We start from the raw sequence: 17,711 nt of genomic DNA on the forward strand, positions 1-17,711 counted from the left end.
GGGGGCAGAGTGACAAGCCCATAACGAAATGGTGTTTGCACGTTTGCACCGCCTGCCGCTACAGTTGGGCGCATGAACCGGGCGATTTCCTCGAATGAGCATGGCTGGCGATGGTGGCGTGGCAATGCCGCCCCGTTCGTTTCCATGCCTTACTCGAAGGATGTTCCCCGTGACCACGCAGGCTCGGTTCCAGCAACAAGCCGTTCAACAGACGGCATCTGACGGTTTCACCCTTGTCCCCGTGGTGCGCGAGGTCCTGTCCGATCTCGACACGCCGCTGTCCGTCTATCTGAAACTGGCCGACGGCCCGCATACCTACCTGTTCGAGTCCGTAGAAGGCGGCGAGCGCTTCGGTCGCTATTCGATCATCGGCCTGCCGGCGCGGCAGGTGTACGAGTTCCGAGGGCATGCGCTGGAAGTGCGCGAACACGGCGAGGTGGTGGAAACGCGCGAGGTCGAAGACCCGCTGGCCGAAGTCGAACGCCTGCGCGCGCTGCACAAGGTGCCGCAGATCGACGGCCTGCCCGGCTTCACCGGCGGGCTGGTGGGCTGGTTCGGTTTTGAGTGCATCGAGTACATCGAGCCGCGCCTGAAGGCGAACGCGAAACCGGATGAGCTGGGCACGCCCGACATCCTGCTGATGCTGTCGGAAGAGCTGGCTGTATTCGACAACCTCAAGGGCCGGCTGTACCTGATCGTACACGCCGATCCGCGCCAGCCGCAGGCGTTCGCGCGCGCCAATCGCCGCCTTGATGCGCTGGTGCATCGCCTGCGTCACGGGGGCGCGCCGTATCCGGAAACGCTGCGTCCGGCAGCCATCGACGAATCCGATTTCCGCTCCAGCTTCACCCGCGAGCAGTACCACGATGTCGTGCGCAAGGCGCAGGAGTACATCCGCGCCGGCGACATCTTCCAGGTCGTGCCCAGCCAGCGCCTGAGCGTGCCCTTCCACGCGCGCCCGGTCGATGTCTATCGCGCCTTGCGTGCGCTGAACCCGTCGCCGTACATGTATTTCCTCGATACCGGGTCAACCCAGGTGGTCGGTTCCTCGCCGGAAATCCTCGCGCGTTTGCAGGCTGGGGTGGTGACCGTGCGGCCCATCGCCGGCACGCGCCCGCGCGGCAAGACGGTTGAAGAGGACAACGCGCTGGAAGCCGAACTGCTGGCCGACCCCAAGGAACGCGCCGAACACCTGATGCTGATCGATCTTGGCCGCAACGACGTTGGCCGCATCAGCGATGCCGGCAGCGTGCAGGTGGGCGAGCAGTTCGTGATCGAGCGCTACAGCCACGTCATGCACATCGTCAGCGAGGTCACCGGCACCCTGAAACCGGGCCTGTCCTATGCCGACGTGCTGCGTGCAACATTCCCGGCTGGCACCGTGTCCGGCGCGCCCAAGATCCGCGCGCTGGAAATCATCCGTGAGCTGGAGCCGGTCAAGCGCAACGTCTATTCCGGCGCGGTTGGCTACATCGGCTGGCATGGCGATGCCGATACCGCCATCGCCATCCGCACCGCCGTCATCCAGGACGGCCGCCTGCACGTGCAGGCCGGCGGCGGCGTGGTCTTCGACTCCGACCCGGACGCCGAATGGCAGGAAACCATGAACAAGGGCCGCGCATTGTTCCGCGCGGTGGCCGAAGCGGCGAAGGGCTTGTAGGGATCGGCCATGAAATTGAACGTCACCCACCCGACAGTTGAAGAGATATTCAACGATTTCTATGCAATTCCGGCCTTCCAGCGCGAATACGTGTGGCAGGAAGAGCAGGTGCAGGCTTTGCTCGACGACGCCTTTGACGCCTTGTTCGACGAAAACGGCTCGGCGATAGACATGGAGTATTTCATCGGCAGCATCGTCGCCTACAAGGAAAACGATGTGTTGCAGCTGATCGATGGCCAGCAGCGCATCACAACCCTGTATCTGATCCTGTGCGCGATCCGGGATGCTCTGGAAAAGTTGCCCGGCGAGGAACTGTCGCACCTGAACAAACTGATTCGCGCCACGTATCAGGATGATGACGGCAAGACGCAGGAGCGCTTGCGCCTCTTGCCGTTGTACGAGGACGCGGGCGATGCCCTGCAGAAAATCGCATCGCGCGATGTGTCGCGGCTGGATCGCAAGAAGTTGCCCGTGTCGGCGCGCAACATGCTGGATGCCTACGAGACGGCCAGCGAATTCCTGGAAAGGTTCAGTGGGAACGCGGACAAGATTCGCCAATTTCAGGCCAGGCTGACCAAGCGCGTCCGCCTCGTGAAGATCGAGACGGCCAACGTTGTGGAAGCCCTGCGCATTTTCGAGACGATCAATGATCGTGGCATTGGCCTCAATGCGATGGATTTGTTGAAGAACCTGTTGTTCATGCGCGCCAAGAGGGAGAAGTACGACGCGCTCAACAAGGACTGGCAGGAGATGGTGCGCACCGTGCAGGAACAGAAGACGGGCGCAGGCGAGAAGCCGTTGCGGTTCCTGCGTTATTTCGTGCTTTCACGGTGGCCCGATGCCCGCAAGTCGAGCAAGCCGTTGACCGAAGACGACCTGTACGAATGGATAGACGCCAATCAGGAGAGCCTTGGCATCAGCGCGAATCCCGGGGTGTTTGCCAAGGATTTGCTGGAGGCCGCGCGCGACTACCGCGAGTTCGTGCGCAATCCGAATGCAAGTCTCGCCAATATCAGCCGGCTGTCCGGGCGTGCGAGGCAGCATTTGATCGTGATGCTCGCGTCCAGACATTTGCGGGAGGAGCAGGTACGTATCCTGTCGGAAAAACTCGAATCGTTGTTCGTGGCCTTCGTGCTGGCGAAAGAGCCAACAAAATCACTCGATCAGATTTTCTCCAACGCCGCCCCGAAGTTGCGTGACGTGAAGGCGGATGATGCCGAGGCATTCGAGTCCTTCATTCAGAACGAGATCCAGCCGGAAATCAGGAAGCGCTCGGCGCAGGCCCGGGTCGGGTTGCTCACGCTGGGGCTGGAACGCAAGACGATGGTTCGCTTCGTCTTGTCCAGGCTGGCGCAATACGTCGAGTACAAGGCCACCGGTATAGACAAGCCGATCCAGCAGTACTGGGAGCACGAGGTCGAGCATGTGCTGCCAAACACGCCAACTCCGGAAATACTGGATGCGTTCGATGCGGTGGACAAATATCACGAACACAAACAGCGGATGGGGAATCTGCTGTTGCTCGAGAAGCCCATCAACATCAAGGTCGGGCAGGATTTTCTGGAGAAAAAGCAGCCCGAATACGAGAAATCGAGTCTGTTCATGACACGGAGTTTCGCCAAGCAGCAGAACGTCGGAAATACATCGTTCACTCGTGCCGCAAGCCTGTTGCGGGCGTATCCGAATCAGGAACATCCGCAATGGACGAGCGCCGCCATTGCAGCGCGTCAGGACGAATTGACGCATCTGGCTGTTGAAATATTCGGATACCAGGAGGCATGACGTGTTGCTGATGCTCGATAACTACGATTCCTTCACCTTCAACCTCGTCCAGTATTTGCAGGAGCTGGGTGCCGAGGTGCGGGTGGAGCGCAACGATGCGCTGACCGTCGATGAGATCGAAAAACTCGCGCCGCAGCGCATCGTGATTTCACCGGGGCCATGCACGCCGAACGAGGCGGGCGTGTCGCTGGAATTGATCCGTCGGCTGGGGCCGACCACGCCGATTTTTGGTGTGTGCCTGGGCCATCAGAGCATGGGGCAGGTGTATGGCGGCGACGTGGTGCGCGCCGGGCGGATCATGCATGGCAAGACCTCACCCATCCGGCACGAGGGCAAGGGCGTGTTCGCCGGCCTGCCGGATGGCTTCGAGGCCACCCGCTACCACTCGCTGGTGGTGGAGAAAACCACGCTGCCGGACTGCCTGGAAGTGACCGCATGGACGGAGAACGAGGACGGCTCAATGGAGGAAATCATGGGCCTGCGCCACCGCGAGCATCCGGTGGAGGGCGTGCAGTTCCATCCCGAGTCCATCCTGACCCAGCATGGTCATGCGCTGCTGAAGAACTTCCTGGAAAGATAATGGCCGTCATTCCGGCGAAAGCCGGAATCCAGTTTTTAAATGGTGCCAAGAGCTGGATGCGCAGACATTCGTCCGCGAAAAGATGCCGGCTTTCGCCGGAATGACGAGCAAAAGACCGGATGAGCAAAAAAGAAATGTCGATTACCCCACAAGAAGCCCTGCAACGCGCCATCGAACATCGCGAAATCTTCTTCGACGAAATGGTGGAACTGATGCGCCAGATCATGCGCGGCGAAGTCTCGCCAACCATGACTGCCGCCATCCTCACCGGCCTGCGGGTGAAGAAGGAAACCGTGGGCGAAATCGCCGCTGCCGCCACCGTGCTGCGCGAGTTCGCGCGGCCCGTGGAGGTGATGGATCGCCATCACATGGTCGATATCGTGGGCACCGGCGGTGACGGCGCGCATACCTTCAACATCTCCACCGCAAGCATGTTTGTTGTGGCCGCGGCAGGTGCGAAGGTCGCCAAACACGGCAACCGCAGCGTTTCGTCCAAGTCCGGCAGCGCGGACGTGCTGGAAGCGCTGGGCGCGAAGATCGAGTTGCAGCCGGAGCAGGTTGCCGCCTGCATCGAGCGCACCGGCATCGGCTTCATGTTTGCGCCCGTGCATCACCCGGCGATGAAGGCGGTTGCGCCGGTGCGCAAGGAAATGGGCGTGCGCACCCTGTTCAACATCCTCGGGCCGTTGACCAATCCTGCCGGTGCGCCGGGCATCCTGATGGGCGTGTTCCATCCCGATCTGGTCGGTATCCAGGTGCGCGTGTTGCAGGAACTGGGCGCGCAGCGTGCGCTGGTGGTCTGGGGCCGCGATGGCATGGACGAACTGTCGCTGGGCGCAGGCACGCTGGTCGGCGAACTGCGCGACGGCAAGGTGCGCGAGTACGAGCTGCATCCGGAAGATTTCGGCATCGCGATGGCGCACAGCCGCAACCTGAAGGTGGCCGACGCGGTGGAATCGAAGGCGATGCTGCTGGACGCGCTGGAAAACCGCGACGGCCTGCCACGCGAAATCGTGGCCTACAACGCTGGCGCGGCGCTGTATGCGGCGGGCGTGGCGGAAGACATTGCCGACGGCATCGCGCGCGCGCGCAAGGTGCTGGCCGATGGCTCGGCGCGGGCCAAGCTGGACGAATACGTCGCGGCGACGCAGGCGCTGGCTGGCGCTTGACGCGACCGCGGCCCCGCCGCACCCTGCCGCGATGACCAACGCCCCGCTCCTCCTGCTGCGCAACGCCAACGTCTTCGCCCCGGAAGCATTGGGCATCCGCCACCTGCTGCTGGGCGGCGGCAAGGTGCTGTGGATGGGCGAGGGCGATCCCGCCCTGCCGGCGGCGCTGGGCGCGGAAATCGTCGATCTCGATGGCCTGCGGCTGGTGCCGGGTTTCATCGACGGCCATGTCCACGTCAGTGGCGGCGGCGGCGAGGCCGGTTATGCCAGCCGCGTGCCGGCGCCGATGCTCACCCGCTACACGCTGGCCGGTGTGACCACGGTGGTTGGCCTGCTGGGCACCGACGACGTGTCGCGCGGCCCTGCGGAACTTCTGGCGCACGTCTATGGCCTGCGCGAACAGGGCCTGTCCGCATGGGGCTGGTGCGGCGGCTATCACGTCCCACCGGTCACGCTCACCGGCAGCGTGCGCGGCGACATCGTGTTCGTGGAACCCGTCATTGGCGTTGGCGAACTGGCGATCAGCGACCACCGTTCCAGTCAGCCGACGCTGGACGAATTGCTGCGCATCGCATCGGAAGCGTATGTCGCGGGCCTGATGACCGGCAAGGCCGGCATCGTGCATCTGCACTTGGGCGATGGCGAACGCGGCCTCGATCTGGTGCGGCAGGCGCTTGCCACCAGTGAATTGCCGCCGCGCGTGTTCCAGCCCACCCACATCAACCGGAAAAAGGCGCTGTTCGCCGAAGCGCTGGAACTGGCCAAGCGCGGCTGCCATGTCGATATCACTGCCTTCCCGGTGGAAGAAGGCGAGGACGCATGGCCTGCCGATGAAGCGCTGATCCGCTATCTGGACAGCGGCGCGCCGCCGCAGCGGGTCAGCATCAGTTCCGATGCCGGCGGCTGCCTGCCCTGTTTCGATGGCGAAGGGCGTGTCTGCGGCATGGACGTGGGCCATTCCGGTTCGTTGCTGGACACCTTGAACGCCCTGCTGGCGCGCGGCCTGCCGCTGGCGCGCGCGCTGCCGGCCTTCACCTGCAACCCTGCCGCGCTGCTGCGGCTGCCGGGCAAGGGCAGGATCGAAACCGGTTTTGATGCCGATCTGCTGGCGCTGGATGCCGCCGGAAGCGCCCGCCATGTGCTGGCACGCGGCGCTTGGCATGTGCGCGACGGTGCGGCGGTGCGCCGTGGTATGTTCGAGCGCTGATCGAACGTTTTTTTCCGATATTTCAGGGGAAGTCGCAGTACATGTGTCCCAGCAAGGTAGCCGACGGCGAAACGCGCGGCTGGATCGTCCCCATCGGCGGGGCGGAAGACAAGGAAAGCCGGCGTCGCATCCTCAAGCGCTTCGTGCAACTGTGCGGCGGTCGCGATGCGCGCATCGCGGTGATCCCGACCGCCAGCAAGCTGGCCGATACCGGCGAGCGTTACGAGGAACTGTTCGACCGGCTTGAAGCAGGCCGTGTTGACACGCTGGATTTCGAAAGCCGCGCCGACGGCTCGCGCGAGGACTTCCTCGCGATCCTGCGCGAATGCACCGGCATCTTCATCACCGGCGGCAATCAGTTGCGCCTGTCCACGATCATTGGCGGCACCCCGGCGGCCAAGCTGATCCGCACGCGCAATGCCGATGGCGTACACGTGGGCGGCACCAGTGCCGGTGCCAGCATCCTGTCCGAGCACATGATCGCGTTCGGCAGCGAGGGCAGTTCGCCGCGTGCCGACAGCGTTCACCTTGCGCCCGGCTTCGGCCTGACCAACCGCTTCATCATTGACCAGCACTTCCGCCAGCGCGACCGGCTGGGCCGGCTCACGGCGGCGCTGGCCTACAACCCGTTCGCCATCGGCATCGGGCTGGACGAGGACACTGCCGCCTTCATCGGCCCGGACAACACGCTGGAAGTGGAAGGCAGCGGCGCGATCACCGTGGTCGATGCCAGCCAGGTGCAATTCACCTCGATGGATCAGGTGGGCGGCAGCGATGCGGTCTGCATCATCGGCCTGCAGTTGCACATCCTGACCGCGGGCGCGACATTCAACCTGCATACGCGGCAGGCGTCGCCGGGAACGCTACTCGCAAGAAAAGACTAAAAACGCAGCACACAACCGGGCGGAGGGCTCGATGCGCATCCTCAATCGCAATGTCTATGTGGGGCCGTCGCAATACGCGAAGTTCCCGGTCATCCGCCTTGAACTCGACCTCGGCGCGCTGGAGCAATGGCCCACCGCGAAGCTGGGCGACGGCTTCATCGACGGCCTGCTGGCCGCGCTGCCCGGCCTTGCCGAGCATGGTTGTTCCTACCGCGAGCCGGGCGGCTTCGTCCGCCGCATGCGCGAAGGCGAGGGCACGTGGCTGGGCCATGTGCTGGAACACGTCGCCATCGAACTGCAGAACACCGCAGGCGAGGATGTCACCTTCGGCAAGACGCGGAGCATTTCGGATGACCGTCCCGGCGTGTATTCGGTGGTGTACGAATACACGCAGAAGGAAGAAGGCATCGCTGCCGGCGAGCTTGCGCTGAAACTGCTGGACTCGCTGTTGCCGGCGGAACTGCGCACAGCCACCAACGAAAGCTGGAACTGGGAAGAAGAGCGCGACGGCTTCATCCGCTATGCGCAGCGGCGCGCGCTGGGGCCATCGACCATGTCGCTGGTGCGCGCGGCGGAGGAACGCGGCATTCCGTGGCTGCGCCTCAACGAGCAGTCACTGGTGCAGCTCGGCCACGGCAAATACCAGCAGCGCATCCAGGCCACCGTCACCGGGCGCACGCCGCATATCGCGGTGGAACTGGCCAGCGACAAGGAAGAAACCAACAAGATCCTCGCCTCGCTGGGCCTGCCGGTGCCGCGGCAGGAACTGGTGCAATCCGCCGATGCCGCATGGCGCGCCGCGCGCCGCCTTGGCGGGCCGGTGGTGCTCAAGCCCTACAACGGCAACCACGGACGCGGCATCACCATCAACATCAGCGAAGAGGACGACGTGCGCGCCGCGTTCGAGGCCGCGCGTGAGCATTCGCGCTCGGTGATCGTGGAAACCTACATGGCCGGCGATGACCATCGCCTGCTGGTGGTCAACGGTGAACTGATCGCTGCGACCAAACGCACGCCCGGCCATGTCGTCGGCGACGGAAAATCAACAATCGCGCAGCTGGTCGATGTGGTGAACAGCGACCCGCGCCGCGGCGTCGGCCACGAGAAGGTGCTGACCAAACTCAAGCTCGACCGCGAGGCCGAACTGATGATGGAGCGTGTTGGTTACACCGCCGACTCCATTCCAAAGGATGGCGAAGTGGTGCCGCTGCGCTCCACCGCGAATCTTTCCACCGGCGGCACCGCCACCGACGTCACCGACATCATCCATCCCGACAACCGGGCGATGGCCGAACGCGCGGTGCGCGCGATTGGCCTTGACGTTGGCGGCGTCGATTTCCTTTCGACCAACATCGCCGAAAGCTACAAGTCCATCGGCGGTGGCATCTGCGAAGTCAACGCCGCGCCCGGTTTCCGCATGCACATCGCGCCCAGCGAAGGCGCCCCGCGTGACGCTGCCGGCCCCGTCATCGACATGCTGTTCCCGCCGGGCACGCCCTCGCGCGTGCCGATCGCCGCCGTCACCGGCACCAACGGCAAGACCACGACATCGCGCATGCTGGCGCACATCGCCAAGATGGCCGGCTACACGCCGGGCCTGACCACCACCGACGGCGTGTATATCGACGGTCAGCGCACGGTGGAAGGTGACATGACCGGCCCGGTCTCCGCGCAGATGGTGCTGCGTGATCCGCAGATCGACTTCGCCGTGCTGGAAACCGCGCGCGGCGGGCTGGTGCGCGCCGGCATGGGCGTGGGCGAAGTCGATGTGGGCGCGGTGCTCAACGTCGCTTCCGATCACCTCGGCCTGAAGGGCATCGACACGCTGGAGCAACTGGCCGAAGTGAAGCGGATCGTGGTCGAGGCCGCGCGCGACTGCGCCGTGCTCAATGCCGATGATCCCAACGTGCTGAAGATGTCCGGCTACACCGATGCCAAGGTCATCTGTTACGTCACGATGAACCCCTCGCATCCGCTGGTGCGCGAGCACGTCCGCGCCGGTGGCCGCGCCTGCGCGCTGGAGGCCGGCGTCAACGGCCACATGATTACCCTGTACGACAAGGGCAGCCACATCCCGCTGCTGTGGACGCACCTGATCCCGGCCACGCTGGAAGGCCGCGCCATGCACAACGTGCAGAACGCGATGTTCGCTGCGTCGATGGCGTTCTCGATGGGCATCAAGCTGGACGCGATCCGCCACGGCCTGCGCACCTTCGACACCACCTTCTTCCAGGCACCGGGCCGGATGAACGTGTTCAACGAACATCCGTTCAAGGTCATCATGGACTACGCCCACAACGCGCACGCGGTGGGGATGATGGCCGATCTCGCCCAGCGGCTGGATGCCAATCGCCGCATCGTGGCAGTGGCCGCGCCCGGCGACCGCCGCGACGAGGACATCGAGGCCATCGCCCACACCGTGGCCGGCAAGTTCGACCATTACGTGGTCAAGCGCGATGACGGTCTGCGAGGCCGCGATGGCGACGAAGTGCCGCGCATCATCGCCAAGGCGCTGCAAGCCGCAGGCGTGGGCAAGGACGCCATCAGCATCATTCCCGACGAGCAGGAAGCCGTCGATGCCGCCCTGCGCATGGGCCAGCCGGGCGACCTGCTGGTGGTGTTCGCCGACGCGCTGACCCGCACGTGGAAGCAGATCATCCGCTTCAAGCCGGACGGCGACATGCAGAAGGCCGCGCCGCGCGCCGAAGTGCCAACGCTTGAAACCAATCTCGATGAGCAGTTGGTCGCGGCGATGGAAGGCGTGGTGCGCGACGAACGCGGGCTGCGCTTCGAGCGCGAGGAAAGCGATTGAGCGGCGCGCCGTTCGAGGATTCGCGCCGCCTGACCGGCGCGAACCTGCATTTCGATGGCGCGGGTGCAGCGTTGGAAACCGCGCCCGGCTTGGCCTTCGATGCGGGCACGTTGCAACGCTGGCGCGAAAACATCGCCCGCGTTCGTGCGGCGCTGGGCTGGCCGGATGGCGCTGTGCTGGTGCGCGAACATGCAACCGGCGCATCGCTGGCGTTCGAAGCACCCATCGATCAGCTCTACGTCGCCACCGAAGCAAACGAGTGGGCGCTGCATGCCGCACTCGGCCTGCGTGCGGATGACAGCCCTGTCGATGACGAGGCGGAGCAGCCGCGTCCGCACGTCGCGCATTTCGATGATGATGAGGCCTTGCGCCAACTCGCCGCGTTGGCGCGCGAGGAAGCGAAACCCGCGCTGATGGCGTTGCTCGATGCCGCGCGCGAACACGACGTTCCCGCCCATGCCGACGACGATGCGCTGTCCATCGGTGAAGGCGTAGGCGCGCAGGTCTGGCCGATCACCGAATTGCCGGAACCGGTTGCCGTGCTGTGGCTGCGCCTGCACGGCATCCCGAAGCTCGTCATCACAGGCTCCAACGGCAAGACCACCACCGTGCGCCTGCTCGCCGCCATGCTGCGTGCGAGCGGCCGCGCCTGCGGCTACAGCAGCACCGATGGCCTGTTCATCGACGGCGTGCGCGTCGAAGCCGGCGACTATTCCGGCCCGGTCGGCGCGCGCACCGTGTTGCGCGATCCGCGTGTGCAGGCCGCCGTGCTGGAAACTGCGCGTGGCGGCCTGCTGCGGCGCGGGCTGGTGACGCGGGATGCGCGCGTGGCGGTGGTGACCAACGTGTCGCCGGATCATTTCGGCGAATACGGCATCCACGACCTCGACGACCTTGCGGCGGTGAAGCTGACCGTGGCGAAGGCGCTGACGCCGGGTGGGCTGCTGGTGCTGAACGCCGAGGACGCGATGCTGGTGAAGCATGGGCCGTCCACCGGGCGGCGCATCGGCTGGTTCGCGCCCGATCTTGCCGATGCGCGCGCGCGCGGCCTGCCCGCCTGCGGCGTGCGCGAAGGTCGCCTGATCCTTGCGCTGGAGGGCGGCGAGCATGATCTTGGCGACATCGCCGCGATGCCGCTTACGGTTGGCGGCGCGGCCCGCTACAACATCGCCAACATCGCGGCTGCGTCGCTGGCTGCCTATGCAACGGGCATCGCGCCGGATGCCATCGCCGGCGTGCTGGCGCGCTTCGGGGCGTCGAATGCGGACAACCCCGGTCGCCTGCAACGCTGGACGCTGGGCGATGTGGAAGTGCTGCTGGATTACGCGCACAACCCGGATGGCCTGCGTGGCCTGCTCGCTGTTGCTGACGGTTTGCGACGTGGTGGACGGATGGCGCTGCTGCTGGGCCACGCCGGCAACCGGCTGGAGGAGGATTTCCGCGCACTGGCTGCGGTTGCAGCGCAGGCGAAACCGGATCGCGTCTGGTTGAAGGACATCGGCGGCGATTACCTGCGCGGGCGTGCCTCCGGCGACGTGGCCGCGATCCTGCGCGATGCCTTGCTGGGCGCAGGCATGGCCGAAGTTGATTTGCCGGTCTGTCTGGACGAGGCGCAGGCTGCACGCCAGGCGCTGCTCTGGGCGCAGCCGGGCGACCTGCTGGTGCTGCCGATCCATGAGCCGGCGCATCGCGACGATGTGGTGGCGCTGCTGGATCGCATGCAGGCGGAAGGTTGGCGGGCGGGAACTCCGTTGCCGGAAGCCTGATGCTTCCCTCTCCCCATCGCAGATGGGGAAAGGGTGCCGAAGGCGGGTGAGGGGTGCTTTTGCAGCGCACCCAACACAGAACCCCCTCATCCGCCCTGCGGGCACCTTTTCCCCCGCAAGCGGGGGAGAAGGAATATTCGACGACGGCTAGAATGACACTCCCCCGCGAACGCCCAGCTCCCATGCACGATGTACTCAAGCGCATCCTCGCGCGCAAACAGATCGAGGTCGCCGAACGCCGCGAGCGCATCTCGCAGTTCGAACTGAGGACCCGCGCTGCCAGCGCACCGCCGCTGCGTGGCTTTGCTGACGCCATCGAAGCGAAGATCGCCGCCGGCCTGCCTGCGGTGATCGCCGAGGTGAAGAAGGCCAGCCCCAGCAAGGGCGTGATCCGCGCCGACTTTCAACCTGATGCCATCGCGCGCAGCTACGAAGCCGGCGGCGCGGCCTGCCTGTCGGTGCTGACCGACGTGGATTTCTTCCAGGGCGCGGACGAATACCTGATCGCCGCGCGCAATGCCTGCGGCCTGCCGGTGCTGCGCAAGGACTTCATCGTCGATGCCTACCAGTTGTACGAGGCGCGCGTGCTGGGTGCCGACTGCGTGCTGCTGATCGCCGCCGCGCTGGACGACGCGCAGTTGTCCGAATTCGCCTTCATCGCTGGCGAGCTGGGCATGGACGTGCTGGTGGAAGTGCATGACCTTGATGAACTGGAGCGCGCATTGCCAGTACCGGCGCGCCTGCTCGGCATCAACAATCGCAACCTGCGCAGCTTCGACGTATCGCTGCAGACCACGCTGGATTTGAAGCCGATGGTGCCGACTGACCGCGTGTTGGTGACCGAAAGCGGCATCCTCGCCCCAACCGACGTGGCGCTGATGCGCGACAACGGCGTGCATGCCTTCCTGGTTGGCGAAGCCTTCATGCGCCAGCCCGATCCGGGCGCGGCATTGCGTGGGCTGTTCGCGTGACGGAGCGCTTCCCCGCGCAGCACGCCGATGCGCCGCTGGTTGTGTTCGACTTCGACCACACCCTGTACGACGGTGACTCCGGCAGCCACCTGATCAAGTGGCTGATCCAGCGCGCGTGGTGGCGCGTGTTGCTGGCGCTGCTGGCCGCGCCCGTGGCCGGACCGATGGTGGCCTTCCTGCCGACCCGACGCGCCGGGATTTCGGTGTTCGTGTGGATCGGTACGCTGGGCGTGCGTGATCGCGCCGAACTGGACGTGCTGATCGACCGCTACGTCGCCACCCACGTGGATGCGATCAAGGCGCGCCTGCTGCCGACCGCGCTGGACGTCTTTCGCGCTCACCGCGAAGCCGGCGACCGCGTGCTGGTCGCCACCGGCGCGCCGCCGGAACTGGCGCGGGCGATCCTGTCCTTCGTTGCCCATCAGGACGTGCCGGTGATCGGCACCCTGCTTGGCCCGAAGCTTGGTGGCATGGGCGCACTGCGCCACTGCCATCATGCGATGAAGATGACGATGATCCGCCAGGCCGGCTTCGTGCAAACCGTCGAGCGCGCCTATTCCGACAGCAGTGCTGACCTGCCGCTGCTGCAGGCGGCAACGCATCCGGTGGTGGTGAATCCGAAGGCGTCACGGGTGGCGATGTTCCGCCGCGTGCTGCCGCCCGGCACGCCGATCCTCAATTGGGGTTGCCCGGGGCGCGCGGGCGACACTCCGTAGCTGCCGAGCTTGCTCGGCACGAGCATATGCGGAGCAAGCTCCGCATCTACAAATCGAGGATCGTGTAGGTGCCGAGCTTGCTCGGCACATGGCGCTTATGCCGATCCCAACGGCTTCACAAACCGCACCGAGCTGTCCTTGTAGCCGCAGGCGCGATAGAACGCATGCGCTTCGGTGCGCTGCGAGCCGCTGGTGAGTTCAATGCGCGCGGCACCGCCGGCGCGGGCGCGACGTTCGGCTTCCTTCAACAGTTCGCGCCCGATGCCCAGCCCCTGCGCGGTCGGGGTGACCACCAACGCGGTGACGCGGCAGGTGGTGGTGCCCAGCGGCAGGTAGTACATGAAGTCCAGCGCGACCAGCCCGCATACCGCGCCGTTGCGGCGCGCGACCACCAATGCCTGGCGATCGTTGGCGAGGATGGTGTTGATGCGCTCGGCGGCTTCATCGATTTCGCAGGGGTAGCCCAGCTCGGCAAGCAGGCGGGCCACGTCGTCGGCATCGGCCAGCACCGCGTTGCGCAGGTCGGTGCCCAGCGGATGCCGGCCCGGGGAAAATGCCTGGCTCATCTGGCTTGGCGTCCTTTCTTTGTCGAGGGGCTTGGTCAGCGGGTGCCGTACACGACCACGGTCTTGCCGCGCGCATGCAGCTTGCCATCGGCCTGCAGTTTCTTCAGCACGCGCCCGGCCATCTCGCGCGAGCAGCCCACCAGCCGCGCCAGCTCCTGCCGTGATACCCGCAGCTGGGTGCCCTGCGGATGACTGAGCGAATCCGGCTCGCGGGCCAGGTCGAACAAGGTGCGGTAGATGCGGTCGCTGACGTCGAGGAAGGCCAGCCGTCCGGCCTTGCGGCTGGTGTCCAGCAGGCGCTGGCTGATCTGCGCACCCATCGAGTAGAGCAGGCGCGCTGCATCATTGGCCTGCGTTGCCAGCAGTGATTGCAGGCGGTCGTGGCTGATTTCGGCAAGCTCGCAGGCGGTGCGGGTGCGCAGGGCCACGCCGCGTCGTTCGGTTTCCACGAACAGGCCCATTTCGCCGACGAACTCGCCAGGGCCGATGTAGCCCAGCACCAGTTCGCGGCCGTCATCCTCGCCGGCAATGATGCTCACTGACCCCGAGATGATGTAGTACAGGGCGTCGGCGGGATCGCCGGGGCGGAACACGTCCGCGCGCGATGGATAGCGGCGGCGATGGCAATGCGCGATGAAGCGCTCGATGGTGGCGGGATCCGCGCTCAACGGATTGGCGGCTCGCGGCATGGCGGGCTTGAGGAAATTGGCGCTCATCAAAGGTGGCCCCGGGGGATGCCCGCAGCTTAGGCCGAAACCGTGACGGTGGGCAAACTTCGGCAGTCCGCGCGCTGCCCGTCGCTTTGCCGCATAATCGCCGCCTTCGTTTCGTACTTGCCGGAATGCCTGCCGTGGTCAAACCGCTGCCGCGCCTGAAGCTCCAGGGCTTCAACAACCTCACCAAGTCGCTGAGCTTCAACATCTACGACGTGTGCTATGCCGCGTCTGAAGACGAGCGCAGGCGCTACATCGAGTACATCGACGAGGAATACAACGCCGACCGCCTGACCCAGATCCTCACGGACGTGGCGGAAATCATCGGTGCCAACATCCTCAACATCGCCCGCCAGGACTACGACCCGCAGGGGGCCTCGGTGACGATCCTGATTTCCGAGCAGCCGGTGATCGACAAGGCCGATGCCAAGGGCGTGATTTCCGATGCGGTGGTCGCGCACCTCGACAAGTCGCACATCACTGTTCACACCTATCCGGAAACCCACCCGGACAACGGCATCGCCACCTTCCGCGCCGACATCGACGTGTCCACCTGCGGCGTGATCTCGCCGCTGAAGGCGTTGAATTACCTGATCGAGTCGCTGGAATCGGACATCGTGGTGATGGACTACCGCGTGCGCGGCTTCACCCGCGACGTGAAGGGCAAGAAGCACTACATCGACCACAAGATCAATTCGATCCAGGATTACCTGGCGAAGAACGTCAAGTCGCGCTACGAGATGCTGGACGTCAACGTCTATCAGGAAAACCTGTTCCACACCAAGATGCACCTGAAGGAGTTCGACCTTGACCAGTACCTGTTCGAGGAGAAGGCCAAGAACCTGTCCTTCAAAGAGCGCATGAAGATCGAGGCGCGGCTCAAGCGCGAGATCGAAGAGCTGTACCACGGGCGCAATCTGGTCGATTGACGCCGTTCCGTAGGGGCAACCCCCTGTGGTTGCCCAACGTCCGTTTCATGGGCACCCCCCCGTGGTTGCCCAACCCGTTTCGCCGGGCCAATCATCGCGGTTGTCCAGCCAAGGGCAGGCACAGGGCCTGCCCCTACGGGTTCGGAATCAAACCCGGTACGCCACCGCCTTCATCAGCTTCGACATCCCCGCCATCACGGTCGGGATCGGCGGCGGCAGTATGCGCGCGCCGGCGTGCTCGGCATTGTCGGCGTGGCGGGCTTCGTCATCCTTCATCACCCGCAGGATCGCGCGGCTGCGGGCATCGGCCTCGGGCAGCGTCTGCAGGTGTTCTTCCAGATGGGCTTCGACCTGATGCTCGGTTTCGACCACGAAGCCCAGGTTCCAGCCGTCGCCGCGCAGGCCGGCCAGTGCGCCGATGGCGTAGCTGCCGGCGTACCACAGCGGGTTGAGCAGGCTGGGGCGGCTGTCCAGTTCGCGCAGACGGTCGGCGCACCACGCGAGGTGGTCGGTTTCCTCCTGCGCGGCTTCCAGCAGATGCGCGCGGGTGGCGGGGTCGCGTGCCACCGCGGCCTGGCCGATGTACAGCGCCTGCGCGCAGACCTCGCCGACGTGGTTGATCCGCATCAGCCCGGCGGCGTGGCGGCGCTCGGACTCATCCAGCACCACCTCGGGCACGTCCTGCCCGGGGTTGCGGCGCTCTGCGCGCGGACTGCCAAGCACGGTGTCGAGGGCGTTCTGGGCCGAATCCAGCAGCCGGTCCAGCGCGGTCAGATGGCGGGTCGCGTTCATCCGCGCATTCTAGGCCTGCGGCAGTAGATGGGCCTGCGGCTTGCACGGGGCGGGCGGGCGGGCTATCATCCCGCTTCTTTCGCGCCGGGTTTGCCCGTTGCGATACAACGCGAGGCGACGTTCCCCATCCTGCAAAGGGGTGCCGGAACCAGCCCGACCATGCACCCCGAAGAGTTCGTCATGAAGACTTTCATTGCAAAGAACGAGACCGTCCAGCGCGACTGGTACGTCGTTGATGCCGAGGGCAAGACCCTTGGTCGCCTGGCCGCAGCACTGGCCTACCGCCTGCGCGGCAAGCACAAGCCCGTCTATACCCCGCACGTTGACACCGGCGACTATCTGGTCGTCATCAATGCCGACAAGATCGCGGTGACCGGCAAGAAGTTGCAGGACAAGATGTACCACCGCTTCACCGGCTACGTCGGCAACCTGAAGACGGAATCCCTGCAGCAGGCGCTGGATCGCCACCCGGAGCGCGTGATCGAGATCGCGGTCAAGGGCATGCTGCCGAAGGGCCCGCTGGGCCGCGCGATGTACCGCAAGCTCAAGGTCTATGCCGGCACGGAACATCCGCACGCCGCCCAGCAGCCGCAGCCGCTCGAACTCTAAGGCACGAATACCATGGCTATTTCCCAGAATTACAGCACCGGTCGCCGCAAGTCCTCCACCGCCCGCGTGTTCCTGCGCAAGGGCAGCGGCAACATCACCGTCAACGACCGTCCGCTGGACGAGTTCTTCGGTCGCGAAACCGCGCGCATGATCGTGCGCCAGCCGCTTGAGCTGACCAGGAACACCGACAACTTCGACATCGTGGTTACCACCACCGGCGGTGGCACCACCGGTCAGGCCGGTGCCATCCGCCTCGGCATCGCCCGCGCGCTGGTGGAGTACGACGAAACCCTGAAGTCCGAACTGCGCAAGGCCGGTTTCATGACCCGCGACGCCCGCGAGGTCGAGCGCAAGAAGGTGGGTCTGCACAAGGCACGTCGCGCCACGCAGTTCTCGAAGCGCTGATTCCTTCGCCTTCTGGCGTTGGCGCGACGGCTTGCCGTACGCTTGTACTGTCTTCGCCGCCGCGCCTTAGCCAGAAGACGAATGAACACAACGCTTCGGCGCAGTGTTCATCCGGAATCAAGTTCAGCGTTACAATTTGCTCCATAGCCC

Annotated in this window: 16 protein-coding genes; 13 read left to right on the forward strand and 3 right to left on the reverse strand. The window is 65.1% G+C overall.

Features of this window, described 5'->3' with window-relative positions:
* The first annotated feature begins 160 nt into the window (after positions 1-160).
* The 10 genes from trpE to QM612_RS09830 all read left to right on the forward strand — a co-directional run bounded on the left by trpE (position 161) and on the right by QM612_RS09830 (position 13,547).
* Complete coding sequence (gene trpE / locus QM612_RS09785) at positions 161-1,660, forward strand: anthranilate synthase component I (protein WP_415253708.1); 1,500 nt, start codon at positions 161-163, stop codon at positions 1,658-1,660.
* Positions 1,661-1,669: 9 nt separating this feature from the next.
* Entirely contained in the window at positions 1,670-3,442 is a 1,773-nt protein-coding gene (locus QM612_RS09790; protein WP_415253709.1) for a DUF262 domain-containing protein, read from the forward strand.
* Position 3,443: 1 nt separating this feature from the next.
* Complete coding sequence (locus QM612_RS09795; RefSeq protein ID WP_415253710.1) at positions 3,444-4,022, forward strand: anthranilate synthase component II; 579 nt, start codon at positions 3,444-3,446, stop codon at positions 4,020-4,022.
* A gap of 134 nt (positions 4,023-4,156) precedes the next feature.
* A complete protein-coding gene (gene trpD / locus QM612_RS09800) occupies positions 4,157-5,191 on the forward strand; it encodes an anthranilate phosphoribosyltransferase (RefSeq protein ID WP_415253711.1) in 1,035 nt (344 codons plus the stop codon).
* Positions 5,192-5,222: 31 nt separating this feature from the next.
* Complete coding sequence (gene iadA / locus QM612_RS09805; protein WP_415253712.1) at positions 5,223-6,398, forward strand: beta-aspartyl-peptidase; 1,176 nt, start codon at positions 5,223-5,225, stop codon at positions 6,396-6,398.
* A gap of 41 nt (positions 6,399-6,439) precedes the next feature.
* A complete protein-coding gene (locus QM612_RS09810) occupies positions 6,440-7,282 on the forward strand; it encodes a cyanophycinase (RefSeq protein WP_415253713.1) in 843 nt (280 codons plus the stop codon).
* 31 nt (positions 7,283-7,313) lie between these two features.
* Positions 7,314-10,094 carry a cyanophycin synthetase gene (gene cphA / locus QM612_RS09815; RefSeq protein ID WP_415253714.1) on the forward strand — a complete coding sequence of 927 codons (2,781 nt, stop codon included), beginning with the start codon at positions 7,314-7,316 and terminating at the stop codon, positions 10,092-10,094.
* Entirely contained in the window at positions 10,091-11,860 is a 1,770-nt protein-coding gene (locus QM612_RS09820) for a Mur ligase family protein (protein ID WP_415253715.1), read from the forward strand. The genes cphA and QM612_RS09820 overlap by 4 nt, the downstream gene beginning before the upstream one ends.
* A 182-nt stretch (positions 11,861-12,042) precedes the next feature.
* Positions 12,043-12,831, forward strand: a complete 789-nt coding sequence (trpC, locus tag QM612_RS09825) for an indole-3-glycerol phosphate synthase TrpC (protein ID WP_415253716.1) — start codon at positions 12,043-12,045, stop codon at positions 12,829-12,831.
* Complete coding sequence (locus tag QM612_RS09830; RefSeq protein ID WP_415253717.1) at positions 12,828-13,547, forward strand: haloacid dehalogenase-like hydrolase; 720 nt, start codon at positions 12,828-12,830, stop codon at positions 13,545-13,547. The genes trpC and QM612_RS09830 overlap by 4 nt, the downstream gene beginning before the upstream one ends.
* Positions 13,548-13,642: 95 nt before the next feature.
* Here the strand turns inward: QM612_RS09830 and QM612_RS09835 are convergent, their stop codons facing one another.
* Positions 13,643-14,113 (reverse strand): GNAT family N-acetyltransferase, encoded by a 471-nt coding sequence (locus QM612_RS09835; protein ID WP_415253718.1) that lies wholly within the window; start codon positions 14,111-14,113, stop codon positions 13,643-13,645.
* A gap of 35 nt (positions 14,114-14,148) precedes the next feature.
* Positions 14,149-14,829, reverse strand: a complete 681-nt coding sequence (crp, locus tag QM612_RS09840) for a cAMP-activated global transcriptional regulator CRP (RefSeq protein WP_415253719.1) — start codon at positions 14,827-14,829, stop codon at positions 14,149-14,151.
* A gap of 134 nt (positions 14,830-14,963) precedes the next feature.
* On the opposite strand from crp, the gene speD reads away from it, so the two are divergent.
* Positions 14,964-15,755, forward strand: coding sequence for an adenosylmethionine decarboxylase (gene speD, locus QM612_RS09845; RefSeq protein ID WP_415253720.1), 792 nt, complete (start codon positions 14,964-14,966; stop codon positions 15,753-15,755).
* Between the two features lie 147 nt (positions 15,756-15,902).
* Here the strand turns inward: speD and coq7 are convergent, their stop codons facing one another.
* Complete coding sequence (gene coq7 / locus QM612_RS09850; RefSeq protein ID WP_415253721.1) at positions 15,903-16,547, reverse strand: 2-polyprenyl-3-methyl-6-methoxy-1,4-benzoquinone monooxygenase; 645 nt, start codon at positions 16,545-16,547, stop codon at positions 15,903-15,905.
* Between the two features lie 180 nt (positions 16,548-16,727).
* Between coq7 and rplM the strand changes: the two genes are divergently transcribed.
* Both rplM and rpsI read left to right on the forward strand, forming a co-directional pair.
* Positions 16,728-17,156 carry a 50S ribosomal protein L13 gene (rplM, locus tag QM612_RS09855; RefSeq protein WP_415253722.1) on the forward strand — a complete coding sequence of 143 codons (429 nt, stop codon included), beginning with the start codon at positions 16,728-16,730 and terminating at the stop codon, positions 17,154-17,156.
* Between the two features lie 12 nt (positions 17,157-17,168).
* Positions 17,169-17,561, forward strand: coding sequence for a 30S ribosomal protein S9 (gene rpsI, locus QM612_RS09860; protein WP_415253723.1), 393 nt, complete (start codon positions 17,169-17,171; stop codon positions 17,559-17,561).
* Positions 17,562-17,711 lie beyond the last annotated feature (150 nt).

The sequence above is a fragment of the Thermomonas sp. genome, assembly GCF_047606765.1.
Taxonomy (GTDB): domain Bacteria; phylum Pseudomonadota; class Gammaproteobacteria; order Xanthomonadales; family Xanthomonadaceae; genus Thermomonas.